Genomic DNA, 19,709 nt, shown 5'->3' on the forward strand with positions numbered 1-19,709 from the left:
ACTGGTGGGGAGAGATACCATGTATTCAATTGAATTCGAAGCAGATATTAAAAACGGCGTGGTGACGATTCCGCCTGAATACGACGAACTTCAAAACCATCATGCGCATATTGTGGTGATGGTGAAAGACAGCCTCATTAAGGAGCTGCCTGCATCAACATTAGATTTTAGTGGTGCTGGGATAAGCGCGTTTAAAGAACAGGGTGCCGTTGAGCTTCAAAGGGAAATGCGGGATGAATGGTAAATATCTACTTGATTCAAATGCAATTCTCTTGCGACGCCAAACTTTGCAATGAACAGCTATAAGCTGCCTCTATAGTCAGAGCCAGCATTATCATTAGGTGGCCATACCATGAGATTGAATGCTCACGAAATCCAGATAATCAAAGCATCGGACAAGGCAGTTTTCGGGCCCCAGGCAGAGGTCTCGCTGTTTGGTTCAAGAACGGATGATAATGCTAAAGGCGGTGATATCGACTTGTTTGTCCGTTAATTACGTCGTTGAACACCCCGCATGGGACGCCGTTCAGCTGCAGGCAAAAATTATCAAGCAATTGGGTGACAGGAAAATAGACGTGCTTCTGGACGCACCCAATATGTCGAAAGCTGCCATTCATCAGGTTGCCAAGTCGCAAGGGATAGCATTGTGAATTTATCCCCAGAGAGCCAAGAAAGACTGAGGTTTTTGAGCCGAGTAGTCGATAAAGAGATCAGGCATCTAGAATATGCAGACAATCAAATTTTTGACGGTTGCAAGTCACCCTCGGAGATAAGCTGTTACCAGCGTTGCTAAAAGCTCTTGGCGAGCCAGATCGGGCGTTGCTTATTAACCTTGAAAAGGCGGAAAAGTACGGTTGGCTGGCATCCTCCGAGCAATGGGTTGCCCTCAGGCAACTACGCAACCAGATGATCCACGAATATATCGAAGATACGCAGACATTGTTAGACGCGTTAACGACAGCGCATGACAGTATTACCGTGCTCAGGCAGTTTGCAGAAAGGCTTGGAGTACAAGTGCAGGAGCTATTGGCGAAATAGGAATAAACTCAAAATTTGCGGTGTAGGAGCCCGACTATGTCGGGCGATCAGACCGTCTAAAAGCGATCACCCACGGCGCCTTGATCCTTCCTGATCGCCCAATGAATTGGGCTGCTACAAGGCGATCAAGCCCACAACCCTTCACTGCTTCTGCAAATGCGCGATGGGGCCTTCCACTTGCGTTTTTGAATATTCATCAACTAACCCGCAATTTTGTAAGATATTTCTTAAAGTTGTGTAAGACATCAGCTCTTCATGCAGTAACGGGGTTGTCCCGCCCCCAAGTCTCGCTACCCTGATCGTTTCTCATTAGCAGATAACGATCCAGGGAGCGGCATGATGTCTGAAAGGATGGAGGCGGAGACAGGCCTGCAGTTCACACTAACGCTACCCGGCGTTAACGACATCGCGGTGATCGACTTCACCCACCGCGAAGCGCTCTCCCAGCCTTTCGAACTGGCGCTCAACCTGGCCAGCCGCGACGGCAGCCTGGATGCTGCCGACCTCCTGGATCGTGAAGCCACCCTGACCATTTGGCAGGACGGCGAACCGCTGCGTCGAGTACATGGGATTATCGCTGAATTTGGCCGGGGTGACCGCGGTCATCGACGTACCTTCTACTCCCTGGTACTGCGCCCAGCACTCTGGCGGCTTTCGCTGCGCCACAACTCGCGGATTTTTCAGAAAGTCGACCCGCTCACCATCATCAATACCCTGTGCGACGAACGCAGCATTCGCGACGTGGCCTTTGCGGTCACCCGCGAGCTTGCCGAGCGTGAGTACTGCGTCCAGTACCGCGAGACCGACCTCGCCTTTATCGAGCGCCTGGCCGCCGAAGAGGGGCTGTTTTACTTTCATGAGTTTGAGGACAGTGACGGCGGTGCCCACTGGCTGGTGTTTGCCGACGACCCGCAGGTACTGACCCATCTCGGCGAGCGTACGTATCACAGCCGCGCCGGTGGCACCGCACCCACACGTCATGTGCGTAAACTCAGCCATACCGCCCGGGTGGCGAGTTCCTCCGCCACGCTGAAGGATTACAGCTTTAAAAATCCCGCCTATGCACAGCTCCACGACCACCTGGGCCGTGATGTAGAAGGCCATGGACAGCAGGGCGTCGTTGATAAAGGGTACGAACACTACGACTACCCCGGTCGCTACAAGCAGGATGCCTCCGGCGAACCCTTTACCCGCATTCGCCTGGAACAGCTGCGCCGAGAAGCGATCACCGCCAGCGCGGAAAGCGACCTGCCGGAGCTTGCGCCTGGCTTTCGTTTCACCCTGACGGAACACGACACCGACAGCCTCAACCGCGATTGGCAGGCCATTGAAGTAACCCACTTTGGCGAACAACCCCAGGCGCTGGAAGAGGATGGCATCACGCAGGGTGACGCTGCCGGGATGACCCGCTACCACAACCAGGTCACGCTGATCCCCGGCGATGCCCCCTGGCGGGCCACCCCCAATCCCAAACCCCGCGTCGACGGCCCCCAGGTCGCCTTTGTGGTCGGCCCGGAAGGCGAAGAGATCCACTGCGACAAGCACGGCCGGGTCAAGGTCCAGTTCCCCTGGGACCGCTACGCCGAACCCAATGAAACGGCGAGCTGCTGGGTGCGGGTTGCCCAGGGCTGGGCAGGCGGCGGCTACGGCAGCATCGCCATTCCGCGCATTGGCCACGAGGTGATCGTTTCTTTTCTGGAGGGCGATCCCGACCAGCCGCTGGTCACCGGGCGTACCTATCACGCCGTAAATACTGCGCCGTACTCGCTGCCGGAACACAAGACTCGCACGGTGTTGCGCACCCAAAGCCACAAGGCCGACGGCTTTAACGAACTGCGCTTCGAAGACGAAGCCGGCGAAGAGCAGATCTGGCTCCACGCCCAGAAAGACCTGGAGCTGCTGACGCTTAACGACCGTATTGAAGAGACCCGCAACGACAGCTTCTTGAAGGTCAATAACGACCGCATCAGCGAGATCGACAATGACGATCACCACACGGTCCATGGCAATCGCTTCGAGCGCACCGAAGGCCAGCAGCACTTCAATGTGGATGGCACGCTGCATATCAACGCGGGCCAGGCGTGGCTCAGCGAAAGCGGCCGCGAACTGCATATCAAATCAGGCCATAAAGTGGTTTTTGAGGCAGGTGACGAATTAACCCTGAACGCTGGCGGCAGCTTTCTGAAGCTGGACGGTGGCGGCATTACCATCGTTGGCCCCAAGGTGAGTGTCAACGCAGGCGGCAGCCCTGGTAGCGGCAGCGGACAAGCGGTGGAAGGGCCGCTGCTGCCTGGGCATGCGGTGGCGGAGGAGCATGAAACCATACCGCCTACCTCGCTGCCCAAGCTCAAGGATTACCAGCTAAGCGAAGCGGCTATCATGCCGCTCTGCGGCAAGATCAACGATACTCAATGCAGCCGTGAGGATTGTCCATGCCTGGCTGGTTAAACCAACTTGCAGAACGCTGTTACCCGGCAGACAACCTTGCGGGGATGGTGACAGGCCAGCGTGGATTTGTGGTACTGGACCAGCGTCGCTCGCCTGAGCAGTGCAGGCCTTTGCTATCACTTCCCGGCAAGCGTGATTTTGTAACGCTATTCGCGGGTACGCCGCTTTCCCCTCTGTTGGAGGCCAGCCCCTGGCTGCTTGATGTTGAAGTAGGCAGTGAAGCCTGGCATTGCGCAGAAAAGCTCTGCCAACAATGCTTGGGATGGGTATGCCAGCCACCGACAGATCAACCCCTGCAAACCATTGCTGACCACTTGCGGGCACTTTTTGTACTGGATGACCCGCACGGTGGAAAATCACTGATCAATCTTCAGCAACCCGCCGTATGGACAACCCTGCTCGCCAGCGCTCCAGCCAGTGTCTACTCACACTGGTTAAACCCGCTAGGCCAAGTAGCCACCCCCACGCCCCAGGGCCAGTGGTCTATTTGGCAGGCCGATGCGCCAACGTCCCCTGTACCGGAACGCTGGCAGCTTACTGCTGATATGGAAGCGGCGTTGGAGGAAAGCCAGCAGGCGTGGTGGTTGAGTGAACATACAGAAGAAAAGCTCTCTACTTTGCCCGACCAATGGGTAAAACGCATAAGCAAATGCGCCCAATACGGCATAACCAAAGGCAGACATTTAGCAAGATTGCTTCCTGCTATTCAACAAGCTGACGAGGGTAGCTGGCAGCGTATTGAATACACCTTGAGTGTCCCACGCCTATCGGCCAAACAGCGAATGACAGAAGTGGAGAAAATGTATGACAACCGATAGACCTGGGAGCCTACCTCCACCTCTTTTATTGCGTGCCCATGAACCTGAACCGTTTGAGGGCAGCGTTGAACAAACCGCTGGTACGGTCTGTGAGGATAAGCGCTGGGCTGACATTATCTATATCACCGGCACAGGCGATTTCTGGCTACTGACACAAGACGTTGCTGACGCGCTACACGAAGCCTCTGACGAATTGGCCGATTGGGTGCTTACCGAAGATCCAGAGCAACGCATGCGCCATTTGGCAGAAGATGCAGGCCTCATCGAGTGTTTTTTACCAGCTCGCCCGGAAAACTTTCTAGATGATAGTGAACGCAAAAGCGTCAAAGAAAAATTGGAACGTTTAGCCGAGCTGCTGAATGCGGATAGAACTGAAGAAGAAGAAATTGATGCCAGCCAGCGGGTGAGTGAGCACCGTCCGCTCATGGAAAACGGCTGGATGTGGATTTCGCCGCTTCTTGTGTCCGGCTCGTATGCCTGGGATCGGCTGACTCGTCCTGAAGAAACACGCTTGATCTCGGAACTGCATACGCTTTATCAAACAGGCACCGAAAAGGCCAAAGAGGCAGGCTACATACTGGATGGCGGTCGCTATTACGGCGCCTGGGAAGAAGAAATAGAGAAAGCGCTGGAAACTTATCGTCAATGCCGAGAGAAATTCATCCGCGAGAAGGTTTCCGTCGACAACCCCGGTGAGTTCATCTCCGTGAGTGATGCGCTAACGGAATATCAAGCCTTTTTAGAAGATTGCGAATCCATGACGCCCAAAGACTCTTCCCGTTGCGAGGTGATTGGGGAGTACTTCCAGGCGTCAGCAGAGCAATTAGACGCAGATGTCTCTGCATACCAAATGAGCATTCTCACCCTGGCAACTCTAGGCGTCGCAACGCCTGAGTGGGCATTGGCCGATGTGACGACGACCAGTATGCAGGGGCGGCTTGAACCCGGAGTCAACGGTTTCGATTACTACAACCGTACGCTTAAACAAGCGGTTGATATTTTCAAAGATGTTGAAGATGAGCTATCCGAATGGGCCACGGCCACGGCCCGTAGAGCTCAGCTTCCGGTGCATTTATTCGAGGAAGAGCGAGCAGAGTTTCAACGTCTAACCAACCAACTAGATGCGCTTTACGAGGCCGCCGAGTACCAGGTAGCACGCATGGTTCCCCAGCGAGTACTTTACTGGCAGGCAGATATAGAAGATCAGCGGCATGCGCTTGGCTACGAACGCCAATCCATTGATGTATTGGTGCGCAATGACTTCCCTCTAAGGGAGTTTAGCTCCCCAATGGGACGGCGCGCTCTCAGCCATGTCAGCTTGCGGCACTTAATGCGCGACATGCCTGATGCCGAACGAGCCACCTTAGAAAGGCACCTTGAGCAAGATGGCGTTCTACCTGCCACGTTGTGGCAAGCCAACGAAACGGCCCTTTCCAGTTGGCTTGCCCAGCGAGGCTGCGAACGCATTTTGCGACACACCGAATGGTTTGAAGAGCCACTAGGTTTTTTCCTACCCGACCAACTGTATGCCTCCCTTTCGGCTCGGGGCCATATCGTCGAATCGTTGCAGGATGAGGGGGCCAAAGCGAGCTGGAAAGACACCCTCGAAAAAATCATTTTCACCGGCCCCAGCCGAGAAAAACTACGCCTGTTTGATGCCAGCGCCCAGGCGCAAATGCTCCGTTTGGTGGGCATGCCACATACTGAGTTAAATGAGGCATTGGGGGTTCACTTTGAAGAGCCCGTGACGCTCATCGAACGCAACGCCACGTTGGAAGTATTTGAGCTAGAGGAAACGAAAACAACCTCTGGGGGGAATGCCGCTAGCAGCGCGAAGCAAAACAGTGAAGTGGGAACTCAGCGAAATATGGGGGGGCCTCACGATCAGCGTTGGCAAAGCACCCGTGATCCTAATGCTAGAGGAACGAAGGTCAGTGGGGGCGTTAATCAGCAGCTCTCCATCAAAGGCACGTACAACCTGGCACGGGGTGAAATCAGCTTGGGGACGTTTAACTTACCCGAAGAAGCCGACGCCCAGCCCTATTATGCCGTCTTGCAAGAAAACGACGGCGAACGACGCAACTTAGGTCGTTATTCATTACAGGTAACCGCTGTCGCTAAAGGGTTTGCGGGTGCCTCACTTGCGCTTACTGCTCAAACGGGGCTTAGCTTTGACCATAAAGGCGTCAAAATAACCGGTACGGAATGGGCCAAGCGGGAAGCTGAAGCCGGCGCACTTAAGGCATTTGCCGGAGCCACGCTGGGGGTACAGACCGCCTGCTCGTTACGCTGGAAGCCGCCCATGGATATTACCCGCCAGCTACCTCAGCTGGCCGACCAGGATTGGCTATCCCTCAGCACCCAGCGAAACGACCTGGAGGCCTGGCGCTCACTGGGCAAGGCGGTATTAGGGCTGGAAGCCAACGGCGGTATTGGTGCCGAATTGGGTATGCGGCTGGGCCTTCATCAAGGCAAGTTTGTTGCTTATGTTCGCGCCAAACTGGTTGCCGGGGCAGGCGCAGGCGGACAAATAGCGATTGAGTTAGACCCGCGGCAGCTTAATCTGTGGATGATGATGCTGAGCCAGGCTCTGCGCGACAATGACTACGAATTTGTCGACTGGGTAGATGCTGATGCCTTTGAAGGCTTTAGCCACCTCTCTTATCTGGCCACCACCACCCTGCTGGATGTGAGCCTACTGGCCGCCCGAGGCATCGACGGTATTAAGCGCCTTTACGAGCTAATGACCCAGAGCGACCGAGCGGTGATGGTGGCTTATGCATTTGTAAACGATCCTCGGCAAAAAGAAATGTGTTCCTGGGTGCAGCATCTCCCGCCGGAAGCGCTTGGGCCGCTACTGAATACTCTGATCACTTCTCCCGGTTGGTTTTTCCCTACCGTCGACATCGATGGAGATAAAATTGATAGAGGGCGGGCCATTGATCTACAGCAAATCGCAATTGCCAAGTGTTTAGAATGGCTGGAAGAAGGATATTTAAGCAATCGCTACAGCCGAGAGGCCGCTGAGCATCTGTTTGAACGAGCCGTGGCAAGAATGTCCCAAACGGGGCAGTTTGATAGCGACTCTTCCTGGGTGGAGGCCTACTGCCATAATCGCGAAGAGTTGGATGAGTTTATGAAGCGAAGCGGGGAAGGTGGCGATGATGCAGTGGATTCGAAGTCACAGTATCGCCAAATTGCCCGCCGATTAGGGACTGATATTGAGGAATATCGAGAGACCTATTCCACGCCACGTGGCACACGGGTTCGTTATCGTGAAAATTAAAAAGGTATTTTACATCATGTTATTTAAAAAAAGCGTGCTTGCTGCGCTATTAATATGGTCCCTAAATAGCTGGGCACTGCCAGCCGATATCCAGGCCGCCAAAGATGAAGGCATGCGCTTATGGGGCATTTCGGAATGGATAGAAATGCAGCCCTATTTGGAGCAATCTGCTGCAGCCGGTGATGTGGAATCAATGTATTACCTCGGTGAAGCCACGCGGTTGTTAAGTCGAGGGCTGACCACTGAAGCCATGGAGTGGTATTTACAGGCTGCCGAGCAAGGCGATCCCTACGCCATGCTACGCCTGTTTCAAGGTGGGGCATGCATTGGGGGCGAGTGCCCTGAGGGTAGTGATGATTGGCGCGAGGCCGCATTAGACATCACCCTGCCCAAAGCCGAAGCGGGCGACCCGGAGGCCATGCTGGCGATGTACTACATCTACGCCAATCTCGATGCCTCACGATTGACCTCTGTTTACAATTTCCTGGGCATTCCCACCCGGGCAAGCAAGTGGCTAAAGCGAGCTGCCGAAGCGGGGCTTCCCGAAGCCCAAACCAGATGGGGGCGCCATATTATGAACGGCCGAGGCTGGTATTTTACTAAAAACCGCCGTTTGGAAGCCGCCGAGCGCTGGTTTAGTCGTGCGGCTGAACAGGGTTATGTACCCGCCATGGAACAGATGGATCGTGTCAATAGGGAGCAACAAGACTTTGAATCAAGCTGGAAATGGATGGAGCAAGCATCCCTGCATGGTAGTTATGAAGGGCGTTTACGAATTGGCTGGTGTTATCTTGATCCGTCTTATCCTCCCGACCAACGATGCGTAAATGATGAGGATACAGTAAGAGGTTGGGCCATGTTGTATGCCTTGGATCATGAGTTAGGCGATGGTAATACAGCTAGTAATGTTTTGAGCCGTAACGAAGATAAGCTGGATGAAGCTGAACGTCAGGAGGCTGAGGCATTAGCGGAATCCGAATGGATAGGTCGGCAACCACCTATCTCTAAATTTCCACGCCGCTTTGGTTTCTGAGTAGACAATGGTAAGAGCAACGCGTCTGCTATTCGTTTTATTGCTGCCGTTGATGTGGCCCCTCAATAGTTGGGCACTACCCGCCGATATCCAGGCCGCCAAAGATGAAGGCATGCGCTTATGGGGCATTTCGGGATGGATAGAAATGCAGCCTTATCTAGAGCAGTCCGCCGAAGCAGGTGATGTGGAATCAATGTACTACCTAGGTGAAGCCACGCGGTTGTTAGGTCGAGGGCTAACCACTGAAGCCATGGAGTGGTACTTGAAGGCCGCCGAACAAGGCGACCCCTATGCCATGCTGCGTCTATTTCAAGGCGGTGCATGCATTGGGGGCGAGTGCCCTGAAGGCAGTGACGATTGGCGCGAAGCCGCATTAGACATCACCCTGCCCAAAGCCGAAGCGGGCGACCCGGAGGCCATGCTGGCGATGTACTATATCTACGCCAATCTCGATGCCTCTTGGGTGACCTCTGTGTACAATTTGCTGGGCATCCCTACCCGTGCAGTCAAATGGCTAAAACGTGCCGCCGAAGCAGGACTTCCCGAAGCCCAAACCACGTGGGGCCGCCGAATCATGGGCGGGGGAGGCTGGTATTTTACTAAAAACCGCCGTTTGGAAGCCGCCGAAAGCTGGTTTAGCCGTGCGGCTGAGCAGGGTTATGTACCGGCCATGGAGCAAATGGAGCGTGTCAATAGAGAGCAACAAGACTTCGAAACTAGCTGGCGATGGATGGTACAAGCATCAAATAATGGTAGTTACGAAGGACGCCTAGGTGTTGGCTGGTGTTATCTTGATACAGATTTTGCACCTGATCAAAATTGTACGAATGAAGAAGATCGAATTAAAGGCTGGGCAATTCTTTATGCCATGTCTCAGGAGCTGGGTGGCAATAGTACACCTAGCAGTATTATGAATCGGAATCAGGATAAGTTGGATGAAAGTGAGCGCCAGGAGGCAGAGGCATTAGCGGAATCGGAATGGATAGGGCGTCAGCCACCTATCTCTAAATTTCCACGCCGCTTTGGTTTCTGATTAAACGATGGCAAAAACGAACCTCTTAGCACCCACGCTATTCTTTCTGCTGCTTTGGTCACTCAATAGCTGGGCGCTGCCAGCGGATATCCAGGCCGCCAAAGATGAAGGCATGCGCCTTTACAACATTGGGCACTCAACAGCGGCCATGCCCTATTTGCGTCAAGCGGCTGACGCTGGCGACGTAGAAGCCATGTATTACATGGGTGAGTCAGAGCGGCGGCAAAAAATGATGGGCTTTACTACCGCCGCCATGGAGTGGTACTTGAAGGCAGCCGAACAAGGCGACCCTTACGCTATGTTGCGACTATTTCAAGGCGGTGCATGCATTGGGGGCGAGTGCCCTGAAGGCAGTGATGATTGGCGCGAAGCCGCATTGGACATCACCCTGCCCAAAGCCGAAGCCGAAGCCGGTGATCCGGAGGCCATGCTGGCGATGTACTACATCTACGCCAATCTCGATGCCTCTCGATTGACCTCTGTTTACAATTTCCTGGGCATCCCTACCCGTGCAGTCAAATGGCTAAAACGAGCCGCCGAAGCAGGACTTCCTGAAGCCCAAACCACATGGGGCCGCCGAATCATGGGGGGGGGAGGCTGGTATTTTACTAAAAACCGCCGCTTAGAAGCTGCCGAAAGCTGGTTTAGCCGTGCGGCTGAGCAGGGTTATGTACCGGCCATGGAGCAAATGGAGCGTGTCAATAGAGAGCAACAAGACTTCGAAACTAGCTGGCGATGGATGGTACAAGCATCAAATAATGGTAGTTACGAAGGACGCCTAGGTGTTGGCTGGTGTTATCTTGATACAGATTTTGCACCTGATCAAAATTGTACGAATGAAGAAGATCGAATTAAAGGCTGGGCAATTCTTTATGCCATGTCTCAGGAACTGGGTGGCAATAGTACACCTAGCAGTATTATGAATCGGAATCAGGATAAGTTGGATGAAAGTGAGCGCCAGGAGGCAGAGGCATTAGCGGAAGCGGAATGGATAGGGCGTCAGCCACCGCTCTCAAGATTTCCACACCGCTTTGGTTTCTGAGTAGATAATGGTAAAAGCAACGCGTCTGCTATTCGTTTTATTACTGCCGTTGATGTGGCCCCTCAATAGCTGGGCGCTACCCGCCGATATCCAGGCCGCCAAAGACGAAGGTATGCGCTTATGGGGTATTTCGGAATGGATAGAAATGCAGCCCTACTTGGAGCAATCTGCCGCAGCCGGTGATGTGGAATCAATGTATTACCTCGGTGAAGCCACGCGGTTGTTAAGTCGAGGGCTAACCACTGAAGCCATGGAGTGGTACTTGAAGGCTGCCGAACAAGGCGACCCCTATGCCATGCTGCGTCTGTTTCAAGGCGGTGCATGCATTGGGGGCGAGTGCCCTGAGGGCAGTGACGATTGGCGAGAAGCCGCATTGAAAATCACCCTGCCCAAAGCCGAAGCGGGCGACCCGGAGGCCATGCTGGCGATGTACTATATCTACGCCAATCTCGATGCCTCTCGATTGACCTCTGTTTACAATTTACTAGGCATTCCCACCTGGGCAGGCAAATGGCTAAAGCGAGCTGCCGAAGCGGGGCTTCCCGAAGCCCAAACCAGATGGGGGCGCCATATTATGAACGGACGAGGCTGGTATTTTACCAAGAGTCGAAGGCTGGCAGCTGCTGAAAGATGGCTTCGTCAAGCGGCGGAACAAGATTACGCGCCTGCAATGAATAGCCTCGGTAAGCTACTGAGAGAGCAAGAAAATTATTCAGAGGCGATTCAATGGTTTGTTAACGCTTCAAAGCACGGCCATATTAATGGAAGAATGTGGCTGGCTAGCTGTTATATAGATCCAGATGAAGATCCTATTTGCAGCAGTGTTGAACAAGATCGTGTGAAAGGTTGGGCTATTTATTACGCGATTAACCAAGAGGCAAACAGCGGCACTTCTGAAAGAAGCCTAAGTTTGAGGCGCGATTTATTGTCAGAAGAAGAACGGCGCTTAGGAGAGGAACTTGCAGAAGAATGGTTGAATAAAGAGCCACCGCTCTCAAGATTTCCACGCCGCTTTGGTTTCTGATTAAACGATGGCAAAAACGAACCTCTTAGCACCCACGCTATTCTTTCTGCTGCTTTGGTCAATCAATAGCTGGGCTCTACCAGCGGATATCCAGGCCGCCAAAGATGAAGGAATGCGTCTTTACAATATAGGGCACTCAACTGCTGCCATGCCTTACTTACGTCAAGCGGCTGGCGCTGGCGATGTAGAAGCCATGTATTACATGGGTGAGTCCGACGGTGATTTTCAACCCAGTTGTCCAAATAGCTGCCTCTAAGCAGCCTGTTTATTACGCTCGACTTCCTGCAGCTTGCCAGGGTTGAGCGCTACCGAACCGGGTACTTCCCAGTTTCGTGTGTTGCCTGACCAGCGCTGTGGATGTCGGCGCTTAGCTCTTTCATAAACCGCTTTGCGATGCTCAAGACGTTCTCGGTCGGCACCTTGATGCCGATCAGCGGGCGTCACGTACCGAATGCCACTGTGCAGGTGCTGTTCGTTGTAAGCGCGTTCGAACGTCAGCATCCAGTCACGTACCGCGTTCAGCGATGCAAAGCCCTTTGTGGGCCACGCTGGACAATACTTGACGGTGCGGAACAACGCTTCCGAGTAAGGGTTGTCATTGCTCACTCTCGGTCGACTGTAAGACATCAACATCCCCAGCTCTGTTAACCTCGCTTTAAGCGTATAAGACGTCATCGGTGCGCCGTTATCCGAGTGCAGCACTGGAGGCTGGTGCCAGCAGCCTTCGCGCAATAAAGCGCGTTCCAGCAGGTGTTTCGCTAACTCGCCTGATTCCGCCTCGTGGACTTCCCAGGCGATGATTTTGCGACTGTAGATATCCATGATCAGATAGAGATACCAGTGCTGGCCACGCACAACGGAAGAGCAATAGCTGATGTCCCAGCACCAGACTTGGTTGGGTCCGGTTGCTGTGAAGCTCGTCGGCTCAGGCACTGGGCGGCGTGGCTTCATTCGCCCTCGATGGTGCTGCTGTTGGTGCTTTTTCAGTACCCGGTAAAACGACGACTCGGAAGCCAAGTAGACCCCTTGATCTGCCAGTAACGGCACGATCTGAGACGGTGGCAGGCTCTGATACTCGGAGCGATTGCAGGCACTCAAAATAGCCTGTTCCTCCTCGTGAGTCAGTTGATGCGGCTGACTGCCTTGTACCGCGTGTGGGCGCTGATCCTCAGCCACCGCGCCACACCCAGAACGCCAGCGTTTCAGCGTGCGCTCGCTCACGTCTATCATCGCCGCTGCTTGATAACGGGAAGCGCCCCCGGTGACCGCTTCATCAAACAACGTAATGAGCCTTGCACGTTCCTCAAGAGGCGTCAGTCGTCCTCGCCGCTGTTCGGGTCTTCGCCGTACAAGGCGTCGAGCTTTTTTGAGAGCACCAGTAACGATGTCGTTTCCGCTAGGGCTCTGTCTTTGCGACGCACTTCCGCTTTGAGCTGTTTGATCGTCTTACGGTCTTGTTTACGCTGCTTTTGTGCCGTTTTTTGCTGGTCTTCTTGTTGGCCAGCGCCCTGGAGACAAGCGGCTTTCCACTGTTGGATCTGCTCGGGATACAGGCCTTTTTCGCGGCAGTAAGCACCAAGCTCTGTTTCTGACAGGGTGGCGGTTTCGATGACCACGGCAAGCTTGGCGTCAGGCGACCACTCGTTGTCGCTTTGGGTGTAACCCGGCACAGGCACTCCTTTTTCTCGACACTGTTTTAACCAACTATACAGCGTCGCGTCAGAGATGCCTTCTTCAGTGGCGACAGATACCACACTGCGATTATGGGGTGGCAACAACTTTTTCAGTACAACAGCTTTACGCTCTTTAGAATAACGTGGCACACGCGCTCCATGCCGCTCCCTCTGGATTTGATTTAGGCGATATCGCCAACCGGACAACTAGGCTGACAGAGGGGGCCGAGCGGCGACAGAATATGATGGGCTTTACTACCGCCGCCATGGAGTGGTACTTGAAGGCAGCCGAACAAGGCGATCCCTACGCCATGCTACGCCTGTTTCAAGGTGGGGCATGCATTGGGGGCGAGTGCCCTGAGGGTAGTGATGATTGGCGCGAGGCCGCATTGGAAATCACCCTGCCCAAAGCCGAAGCGGGCGACCCGGAAGCGATGCTGGCGATGTACTACATCTACGCCAATCTCGATGCCTCTCGATTGACCTCTATTTACAATTTCCTGAGCATTCCCACCCGGGCAAGCAAGTGGCTAAAGCGAGCTGCCGAAGCCGGGCTTCCCGAAGCCCAAACCAGATGGGGGCGCCATATTATGAACGGACGAGGCTGGTATTTTACGAAAAGCCGCCGCTTAGAAGCCGCCGAAAGCTGGTTTAGCCGTGCAGCTGAACAAGGTTATGTGCCTGCCATGGAGCAAATGGAATATGTCAACAGAGAGCAACAGGACTTTGACGAAAGCTGGAAATGGATGGAGCAAGCTTCCTTGTATGGAAGTTTTGATAATCGATTAGGTTTAGGGTGGTGTTACTTAGATCCGTCTTACCCTCCTGATCAGCGCTGTGTCAACGAAAAAGACCCTATTAAAGGCTGGGCAATTCTTTATGCACTGCATGTTGAGATAGGCGATAACAATGCTGAAGACATTATGTCTTGGAACCGTGAAAAAATAACGGAAACTGAACGCCAAGAAGCCGAAGCGTTAGCAGAAGCGGAATGGATAGGGCGTCAGCCACCTCTCTCAAGATTTCCACGCCGCTTTGGTTTCTGAGTAGATCATGGTAAGAGCAACGCGTCTGCTATTCGTTTTATTGCTGCCGTTGATGTGGTCAATCAATAGCTGGGCGCTGCCAGCCGATATTCAGGCCGCCAAAGATGAAGGCATGCGCCTTTACGATATTGGGCACTCAACAGCGGCCATGCCCTATTTGCATCAAGCGGCTGATGCTGGCGACATAGAAGCCATGTATTACATGGGTGAGTCAGAGCGGCGGCAAAAAATGATGGGCTTTACTACCGCCGCCATGGAGTGGTACTTGAAGGCAGCCGAACAAGGCGACCCCTATGCCATGCTTCGCTTATTTCAAGGTGGTGCATGCATTGGGGGGGAGTGCCCGGAAGGCAGTGACGACTGGCGAGAAGCCGCATTGAAAATCACCCTGCCCAAAGCCGAAGCGGGCGACCCGGAGGCCATGCTGGCGATGTACTACATCTACGCCAATCTCGATGCCTCTCGATTGACCTCTATTTACAATTTCCTGGGCATTCCCACCCGTGCAGTCAAATGGCTAAAACGTGCCGCCGAAGCAGGACTTCCCGAAGCCCAAAACACGTGGGGCCGCCGAATCATGGGCGGGGGCGGCTGGTATTTTACTAAAAACCGCCGTTTGGAAGCCGCCGAAAGCTGGTTTAGCCGTGCGGCTGAGCAGGGTTATGTACCGGCCATGGAGCAAATGGAGCGTGTCAATAGAGAGCAACAAGACTTCGAAACTAGCTGGCGATGGATGGTACAAGCATCAAATAATGGTAGTTACGAAGGACGCCTAGGTGTTGGCTGGTGTTATCTTGATACAGATTTTGCACCTGATCAAAATTGTACGAATGAAGAAGATCGAATTAAAGGCTGGGCAATTCTTTATGCCATGTCTCAGGAGCTGGGTGGCAATAGTACACCTAGCAGTATTATGAATCGGAATCAGGATAAGTTGGATGAAAGTGAGCGCCAGGAGGCAGAGGCATTAGCGGAAGCGGAATGGATAGGGCGTCAGCCACCGCTCTCAAGATTTCCACACCGCTTTGGTTTCTGAGTAGATAATGGTAAGAGCAACGCGACTGCTATTCGTTTTATTACTGCCGTTGATGTGGTCACTAAATAGCTGGGCACTGCCAGAGGATATCCAGGCTGCCAAAGATGAAGGCATGCGCCTTTACAACATTGGGCACTCAACAACGGCCATGCCCTATTTGCGTCAAGCGGCTGACGCTGGCGACGTAGAAGCCATGTATTACATGGGTGAGTCAGAGCGGCGGCAAAAAATGATGGGCTTTACTACCGCCGCCATGGAGTGGTACTTAAAGGCTGCCGAACAAGGCGACCCCTATGCCATGCTGCGTCTGTTTCAAGGCGGGGCATGCATTGGGGGCGAGTGCCCTGAAGGCAGTGACGATTGGCGCGAAGCCGCATTAGACATCACCCAGCCCAAAGCCGAAGCGGGCGACCCGGAGGCCATGCTGGCGATGTACTACATCTACGCCAATATCGATGCCTCACGATTGACCTCTGTTTACAATTTCCTGGGCATTCCCACCCGTGCAAGCAAGTGGCTAAAGCGGGCTGCCGAAGCAGGACTTCCCGAAGCCCAAACCACGTGGGGTCGCCGAATCATGGGCGGGGGAGGCTGGTATTTTACTAAAAACCGCCGTTTGGAAGCCGCCGAAAGCTGGTTTAGTCGTGCGGCTGAGCAGGGTTATGTACCTGCCATAGAGCAAATGGCGCGAGTCAATAGAGACCAAGATGAGTTTAAGGAAAGTTGGCAGTGGATGATGCAAGCTTCTCAGTATGGTAACTACGATAGCCGGTTAGGTGTAGGGTGGTGCTATCTTGAGCCAGATCGTGATGAGCGGTGTCAGAACGAACTGGACAAAATAACAGGATGGGCAATCCTCTATGGGTTGCATAATGAAACGGAAGATAATTCATCTCAAAATGTTATGAGCTGGCACCGCGATGAATTAACTGAAACTGAACGCCAGGAGGCAGAGGCGTTAGCGGAAGCGGAATGGATAGGCCGTCAGCCACCGCTCTCAAGATTTCCACACCGTTTTGGTTTCTGAGTAGACAATGGCAAAAGCAACGCGTCTGCTATTCGTATTATGGCTACCGCTAATGTGGTCGAGTGTAGTGGTAAGGTCATAAGCGATAGAAGTTATCCTCTGCTAGCGGAAAGATAGTCAGGTATTGCGCTTGTTCATTGCGACAGATCTTATCGTCAAAACCGTAATGCACTATTTTTAGTAGAAGGGTTAAACATGCGAACCACCTATGACGAAACGGATGACATTTTAGTCGTGCATCTCTCCGACAAGCCAATCTTGAAAGAGGCTTCACAAGATTGGAATACGCATATTAGTTATGCAGAAGATGGCACCACTGTTGAAATTGTTATTTTAGAAGCATCCAAACAAGGCGCCTGGCCGTTGTTACGAAGCCACGCGGCGTAATCACCCAGCCCCCGCAGGAGCCCGACTTCGCCAAGCGGTCTATGAAATTGAGGAGGCAAACAATATGCCCTACATCAACACGTTTGAGCGCCACGGTATTGAAAAAGGCCTGCTGCAAGGCCGCGAGGAAGGTCGCCAAGAAGGCCGCCAGGAAGGTCGCTTGGCAGAAAAGCGTGAAACCGCTTTGAAGCTAATTAACCTCGGAGCGCTGACCGACCTTCAAATTGCCGATATCACAGGCTTAAGCGAACGTGATGTCGAAGCGTTGCGTTCTGATAACCACCATTGAACTTTGTCGAGTCTCTGCAAGCGATTGAACTAACAGCATTTGACGATTATTAGTGGCTTGATCCTTCCTGATCGCCCAATGAATTGGGCTCTTTGTGTCTCTCCATGGCGATCATCTCTGTCGGGAATATTAATAATACATCGATATTTCGATTTTGGTTGTGTACTTTGTACACTATAAAAGGGCTACGCTCAAAGCCCTTACCCAGCAGTTAAGAGAGGAGGTTTCTTGATGAGTATTTTTGATGAGCTCAACACATCGCTGCAAGAAGCTGTCGAGATCCAAAAGGGTAAGACGAAAGCCAGCCGGGTGACTCGCCACGAAGTGGCAGATGTCAGAGCAATCAGGGCAAAATTGCATGTATCCCAAGCTGAGTTCGCCGACGCAATGGGCACCAGCATCGACACCATAAAAAGTTGGGAGACCAAGCGTCGCAATCCGACAGGGTTGGCAGCTAAGGTACTCGCTACCATTCAAGAAAACCCCTCGTTCTTTAATGAGCTGGCTTCACACTGATTGCCCAGTACACGCACCCAGCCCCCGTAGATACCGTCTCTCGATACCAGCTGCAAGGGGCTTTATGCTCCTTGCGGCCGATATTCACTTTGTGACTTCAATACGCCAAAAGCGATATGCACTAATTTGCGCATAGCCGCTCCCAACGCCGACAGTGTTGGTTTACCACGGGCTTTGAGTCGTGCAAATTGCTCGCTGATATCAGGATTACATCGGGTCGATACGACGGCGGCCATATAAAGCTTCCGGCGGATGCCGGGCGCCCCTGTCTTGGAAAGGTGGGACCGTAACTTCACCGACGAGCCTGACTCTTTCAGTATTGGCACGAGGCCGAGGAAGGCGGCTGCCTGTCGAGCACTGCGGAAATTGCGGCTACGCAGTGTGGCGACCAAGCGAGCTGACAGGACGTTTCCGATGCCGGGGATACTCTCGAGCAGTTTGCGATCCTGTTTAAGCGGCGGATGCGCCTCGAAATGGTCAGTAATAGCTTGCTGCAGCCGCTGTACTTCTCGCTCAAGGGCGACCAGCATATAGCTAATGGATTCGCTCGCTTGAGTATCGGTGTTGAATTCAGCCTTTTCTAGGCGGTTACGCTCGCGCTGCAGGTCGTCTTCTACGGCCTCTAACCGGTTGATAAGGCGCTTGAGCTCTCTCACCTCAGTTGGTTCTGGCTGCCACGGTTGAGGGTTGCGTTCGATCCCATAGCGGGCGAGCATCATGCTGTCTTTACGGTCTGTCTTACTGCGAACGCCCATTCCCTTGGCGTGATGGCGCACCTGGGCAGGGTTCAGTACGTACACGGTGACACCAACGTCATGCAGCCAGTAAGCTAAAGGCTCATGGTAAATGCTGGTGGCTTCCAGGTAGACATGCAGGTTGCTGATATCTTCGCCGGTCTGCCTGACAAGCCAGTCGAGCAAACCTGGGTAGTCCTGATGGCGGTTGGGGAATACTTTCGTTTTCACCTTTCCTTTACTCAGATCGCGCACCCATAAGCAGTCAAGTTTCTGTTTGCTAACATCAATGCCGATATATGCCATCTCGTTGTCTCGCCTTGTTCGTACAGCCTCTTTCGTCGAGCGAAGGGCTTTGGATACCGTCCAAATTTACGAGATAAGAAACCAGAAGGGGCCCATCTACAGGACAGGGTCAATGCCCATCAGGAGCCAGGCGGGGTACCCTTCTGGCCAGAGAGAATGGTAGCTAATCATTCCCTCTTGAGAGACACAAGGAGCCCGACTCTGTCGGGCGATCAGACCATCTACCAGCAATCACCCTCGGCGCCTCCTGATCGCCCAACGAATAACGCCCCCACACCCCCTCACTGCTTCTGCAAATGCGCGATGGGGACTTCCACCTGCTGCGGGCGGTTGAGCAGCGTGAGCAGCAGCAGGGCGCGGTCCTGGCCTTTTAGCTCGGTTAACTGGGCAAGCTGGCCCCTGAACGCCCCCTCGGTGACTTCCACCGCATCGCCCACGCAAAAATACGCCTCTTCTGCGGTCTCTTTATCCATAAGATGCTGGCACAGCGTATCCACGATATGCGCAGGCACCACGGCGGGCTGGTCGCCGAACGTCACCAGCTTCAAAACCCCCCGCGTAGAACGAATAGGGCGCCAATTGCTTGCCACCTGGTCTAACCTGATAAACAGGTAGTGAGGGAAGAGCGGCTCGGTCACCCACACCAGCTTGCTGCGGCGCTTTCGCTGCACCGCCAGCACCGGGTGGAAGACATGATAGCCCTGGTTTTCCAACTGCTCGGCAGCACGGAAAGACTCGCCCCCCTTGCATTGGATAAGGTACCATTGCGCGCATTCCGCGTTGGTTTGGCTATCACTGAGGCTCATGTCGCTCCTGGCGTTATAATGAGTTGAAGCAAAGGGTTTGATACCTGTAGGGCCAACGGGCATTGTAACAAAACGCAGCGACCCAACGCAGCGCAAATCAAGATCAGGGCAAGGGAAAGCGCCCGGAACAATCCCCGGGCGGTAGCGTGCCCGGACGCTTTATAAGA

The 19,709-nt window shown here is 53.5% G+C and carries 17 protein-coding genes; 14 read left to right on the top strand and 3 right to left on the bottom strand.

The features are described 5' to 3' along the window. The first annotated feature begins 19 nt into the window (after positions 1-19). From HXW73_RS05080 to HXW73_RS05115, 8 genes are all read left to right on the top strand, one after another. A complete protein-coding gene (locus tag HXW73_RS05080) occupies positions 20-244 on the top strand; it encodes a hypothetical protein (RefSeq protein ID WP_186255192.1) in 225 nt (74 codons plus the stop codon). Positions 245-1,389: 1,145 nt separating this feature from the next. Then, complete coding sequence (locus HXW73_RS05085; RefSeq protein ID WP_186255916.1) at positions 1,390-3,486, top strand: type VI secretion system Vgr family protein; 2,097 nt, start codon at positions 1,390-1,392, stop codon at positions 3,484-3,486. Next, positions 3,471-4,304: a DUF4123 domain-containing protein gene (locus HXW73_RS05090; protein ID WP_186255193.1), complete on the top strand. Its 834-nt coding sequence runs from the start codon at positions 3,471-3,473 to the stop codon at positions 4,302-4,304. The genes HXW73_RS05085 and HXW73_RS05090 overlap by 16 nt, the downstream gene beginning before the upstream one ends. Next, positions 4,291-7,590 carry a hypothetical protein gene (locus HXW73_RS05095; RefSeq protein WP_186255194.1) on the top strand — a complete coding sequence of 1,100 codons (3,300 nt, stop codon included), beginning with the start codon at positions 4,291-4,293 and terminating at the stop codon, positions 7,588-7,590. Before HXW73_RS05090 ends, HXW73_RS05095 begins: the two co-directional genes overlap by 14 nt. Beyond that, positions 7,580-8,623 carry a tetratricopeptide repeat protein gene (locus HXW73_RS05100; RefSeq protein WP_240538716.1) on the top strand — a complete coding sequence of 348 codons (1,044 nt, stop codon included), beginning with the start codon at positions 7,580-7,582 and terminating at the stop codon, positions 8,621-8,623. Before HXW73_RS05095 ends, HXW73_RS05100 begins: the two co-directional genes overlap by 11 nt. Before the next feature lie 7 nt (positions 8,624-8,630). After that, entirely contained in the window at positions 8,631-9,656 is a 1,026-nt protein-coding gene (locus HXW73_RS05105) for a tetratricopeptide repeat protein (RefSeq protein WP_186255195.1), read from the top strand. A gap of 7 nt (positions 9,657-9,663) precedes the next feature. Continuing rightward, positions 9,664-10,698, top strand: coding sequence for a tetratricopeptide repeat protein (locus tag HXW73_RS05110; RefSeq protein ID WP_186255196.1), 1,035 nt, complete (start codon positions 9,664-9,666; stop codon positions 10,696-10,698). A 7-nt stretch (positions 10,699-10,705) separates the two neighbouring features. Then, positions 10,706-11,722, top strand: a complete 1,017-nt coding sequence (locus HXW73_RS05115; protein ID WP_222105027.1) for a tetratricopeptide repeat protein — start codon at positions 10,706-10,708, stop codon at positions 11,720-11,722. 252 nt (positions 11,723-11,974) lie between these two features. On the opposite strand, the gene HXW73_RS05120 is transcribed toward HXW73_RS05115, so the two are convergent. Further along, a protein-coding gene (locus HXW73_RS05120; protein WP_446718989.1) for an IS3 family transposase occupies positions 11,975-13,545 on the bottom strand; the annotation gives its coding sequence in 2 pieces (ribosomal slippage) (positions 11,975-13,092 and positions 13,092-13,545; 1,572 coding nt in all). 92 nt (positions 13,546-13,637) lie between these two features. Here HXW73_RS05120 and HXW73_RS05125 point away from each other — a divergent pair. The 6 genes from HXW73_RS05125 to nadS all read left to right on the top strand — a co-directional run bounded on the left by HXW73_RS05125 (position 13,638) and on the right by nadS (position 17,696). After that, positions 13,638-14,441: a tetratricopeptide repeat protein gene (locus tag HXW73_RS05125; protein WP_186255197.1), complete on the top strand. Its 804-nt coding sequence runs from the start codon at positions 13,638-13,640 to the stop codon at positions 14,439-14,441. 7 nt (positions 14,442-14,448) lie between these two features. After that, positions 14,449-15,477: a tetratricopeptide repeat protein gene (locus HXW73_RS05130; protein ID WP_186255198.1), complete on the top strand. Its 1,029-nt coding sequence runs from the start codon at positions 14,449-14,451 to the stop codon at positions 15,475-15,477. Between the two features lie 7 nt (positions 15,478-15,484). Next, positions 15,485-16,504, top strand: coding sequence for a tetratricopeptide repeat protein (locus HXW73_RS05135; protein ID WP_186255199.1), 1,020 nt, complete (start codon positions 15,485-15,487; stop codon positions 16,502-16,504). 195 nt (positions 16,505-16,699) lie between these two features. Then, a complete protein-coding gene (locus HXW73_RS05140) occupies positions 16,700-16,891 on the top strand; it encodes a DUF2283 domain-containing protein (protein ID WP_186255200.1) in 192 nt (63 codons plus the stop codon). 64 nt (positions 16,892-16,955) lie between these two features. After that, a complete protein-coding gene (locus tag HXW73_RS05145; RefSeq protein ID WP_186255201.1) occupies positions 16,956-17,180 on the top strand; it encodes a hypothetical protein in 225 nt (74 codons plus the stop codon). A 231-nt stretch (positions 17,181-17,411) separates the two neighbouring features. Continuing rightward, positions 17,412-17,696, top strand: a complete 285-nt coding sequence (gene nadS, locus HXW73_RS05150; RefSeq protein WP_092830910.1) for a NadS family protein — start codon at positions 17,412-17,414, stop codon at positions 17,694-17,696. Positions 17,697-17,758: 62 nt separating this feature from the next. Here nadS and HXW73_RS05155 read toward each other — a convergent pair whose 3' ends face one another. Then, the gene (locus HXW73_RS05155) at positions 17,759-18,736 is read right to left on the bottom strand and encodes an IS110 family transposase (protein WP_186255202.1); all 978 of its coding nucleotides are present in this window, start codon (positions 18,734-18,736) and stop codon (positions 17,759-17,761) included. A gap of 281 nt (positions 18,737-19,017) precedes the next feature. Continuing rightward, positions 19,018-19,542: a transcription/translation regulatory transformer protein RfaH gene (gene rfaH / locus HXW73_RS05160; protein WP_186255203.1), complete on the bottom strand. Its 525-nt coding sequence runs from the start codon at positions 19,540-19,542 to the stop codon at positions 19,018-19,020. Between the last annotated feature and the right edge of the window lie 167 nt (positions 19,543-19,709).

The sequence above is a fragment of the Halomonas sp. SH5A2 genome (genome assembly GCF_014263395.1).
Lineage (GTDB): Bacteria > Pseudomonadota > Gammaproteobacteria > Pseudomonadales > Halomonadaceae > Vreelandella.

Coding starts and splice junctions, on each gene's coding strand:
- HXW73_RS05080 (WP_186255192.1), top strand. CDS start 20: ATGTATTCAATTGAATTCGAAGCAGATATTAAAAACGGCGTGGTGACG.
- HXW73_RS05085 (WP_186255916.1), top strand. CDS start 1,390: ATGGAGGCGGAGACAGGCCTGCAGTTCACACTAACGCTACCCGGCGTT.
- HXW73_RS05090 (WP_186255193.1), top strand. CDS start 3,471: ATGCCTGGCTGGTTAAACCAACTTGCAGAACGCTGTTACCCGGCAGAC.
- HXW73_RS05095 (WP_186255194.1), top strand. CDS start 4,291: ATGACAACCGATAGACCTGGGAGCCTACCTCCACCTCTTTTATTGCGT.
- HXW73_RS05105 (WP_186255195.1), top strand. CDS start 8,631: ATGGTAAGAGCAACGCGTCTGCTATTCGTTTTATTGCTGCCGTTGATG.
- HXW73_RS05110 (WP_186255196.1), top strand. CDS start 9,664: ATGGCAAAAACGAACCTCTTAGCACCCACGCTATTCTTTCTGCTGCTT.
- HXW73_RS05115 (WP_222105027.1), top strand. CDS start 10,706: ATGGTAAAAGCAACGCGTCTGCTATTCGTTTTATTACTGCCGTTGATG.
- HXW73_RS05125 (WP_186255197.1), top strand. CDS start 13,638: ATGATGGGCTTTACTACCGCCGCCATGGAGTGGTACTTGAAGGCAGCC.
- HXW73_RS05130 (WP_186255198.1), top strand. CDS start 14,449: ATGGTAAGAGCAACGCGTCTGCTATTCGTTTTATTGCTGCCGTTGATG.
- HXW73_RS05135 (WP_186255199.1), top strand. CDS start 15,485: ATGGTAAGAGCAACGCGACTGCTATTCGTTTTATTACTGCCGTTGATG.
- HXW73_RS05140 (WP_186255200.1), top strand. CDS start 16,700: ATGCGAACCACCTATGACGAAACGGATGACATTTTAGTCGTGCATCTC.
- HXW73_RS05145 (WP_186255201.1), top strand. CDS start 16,956: ATGCCCTACATCAACACGTTTGAGCGCCACGGTATTGAAAAAGGCCTG.
- nadS (WP_092830910.1), top strand. CDS start 17,412: ATGAGTATTTTTGATGAGCTCAACACATCGCTGCAAGAAGCTGTCGAG.
- HXW73_RS05155 (WP_186255202.1), bottom strand. CDS start 18,736: ATGGCATATATCGGCATTGATGTTAGCAAACAGAAACTTGACTGCTTA.
- rfaH (WP_186255203.1), bottom strand. CDS start 19,542: ATGAGCCTCAGTGATAGCCAAACCAACGCGGAATGCGCGCAATGGTAC.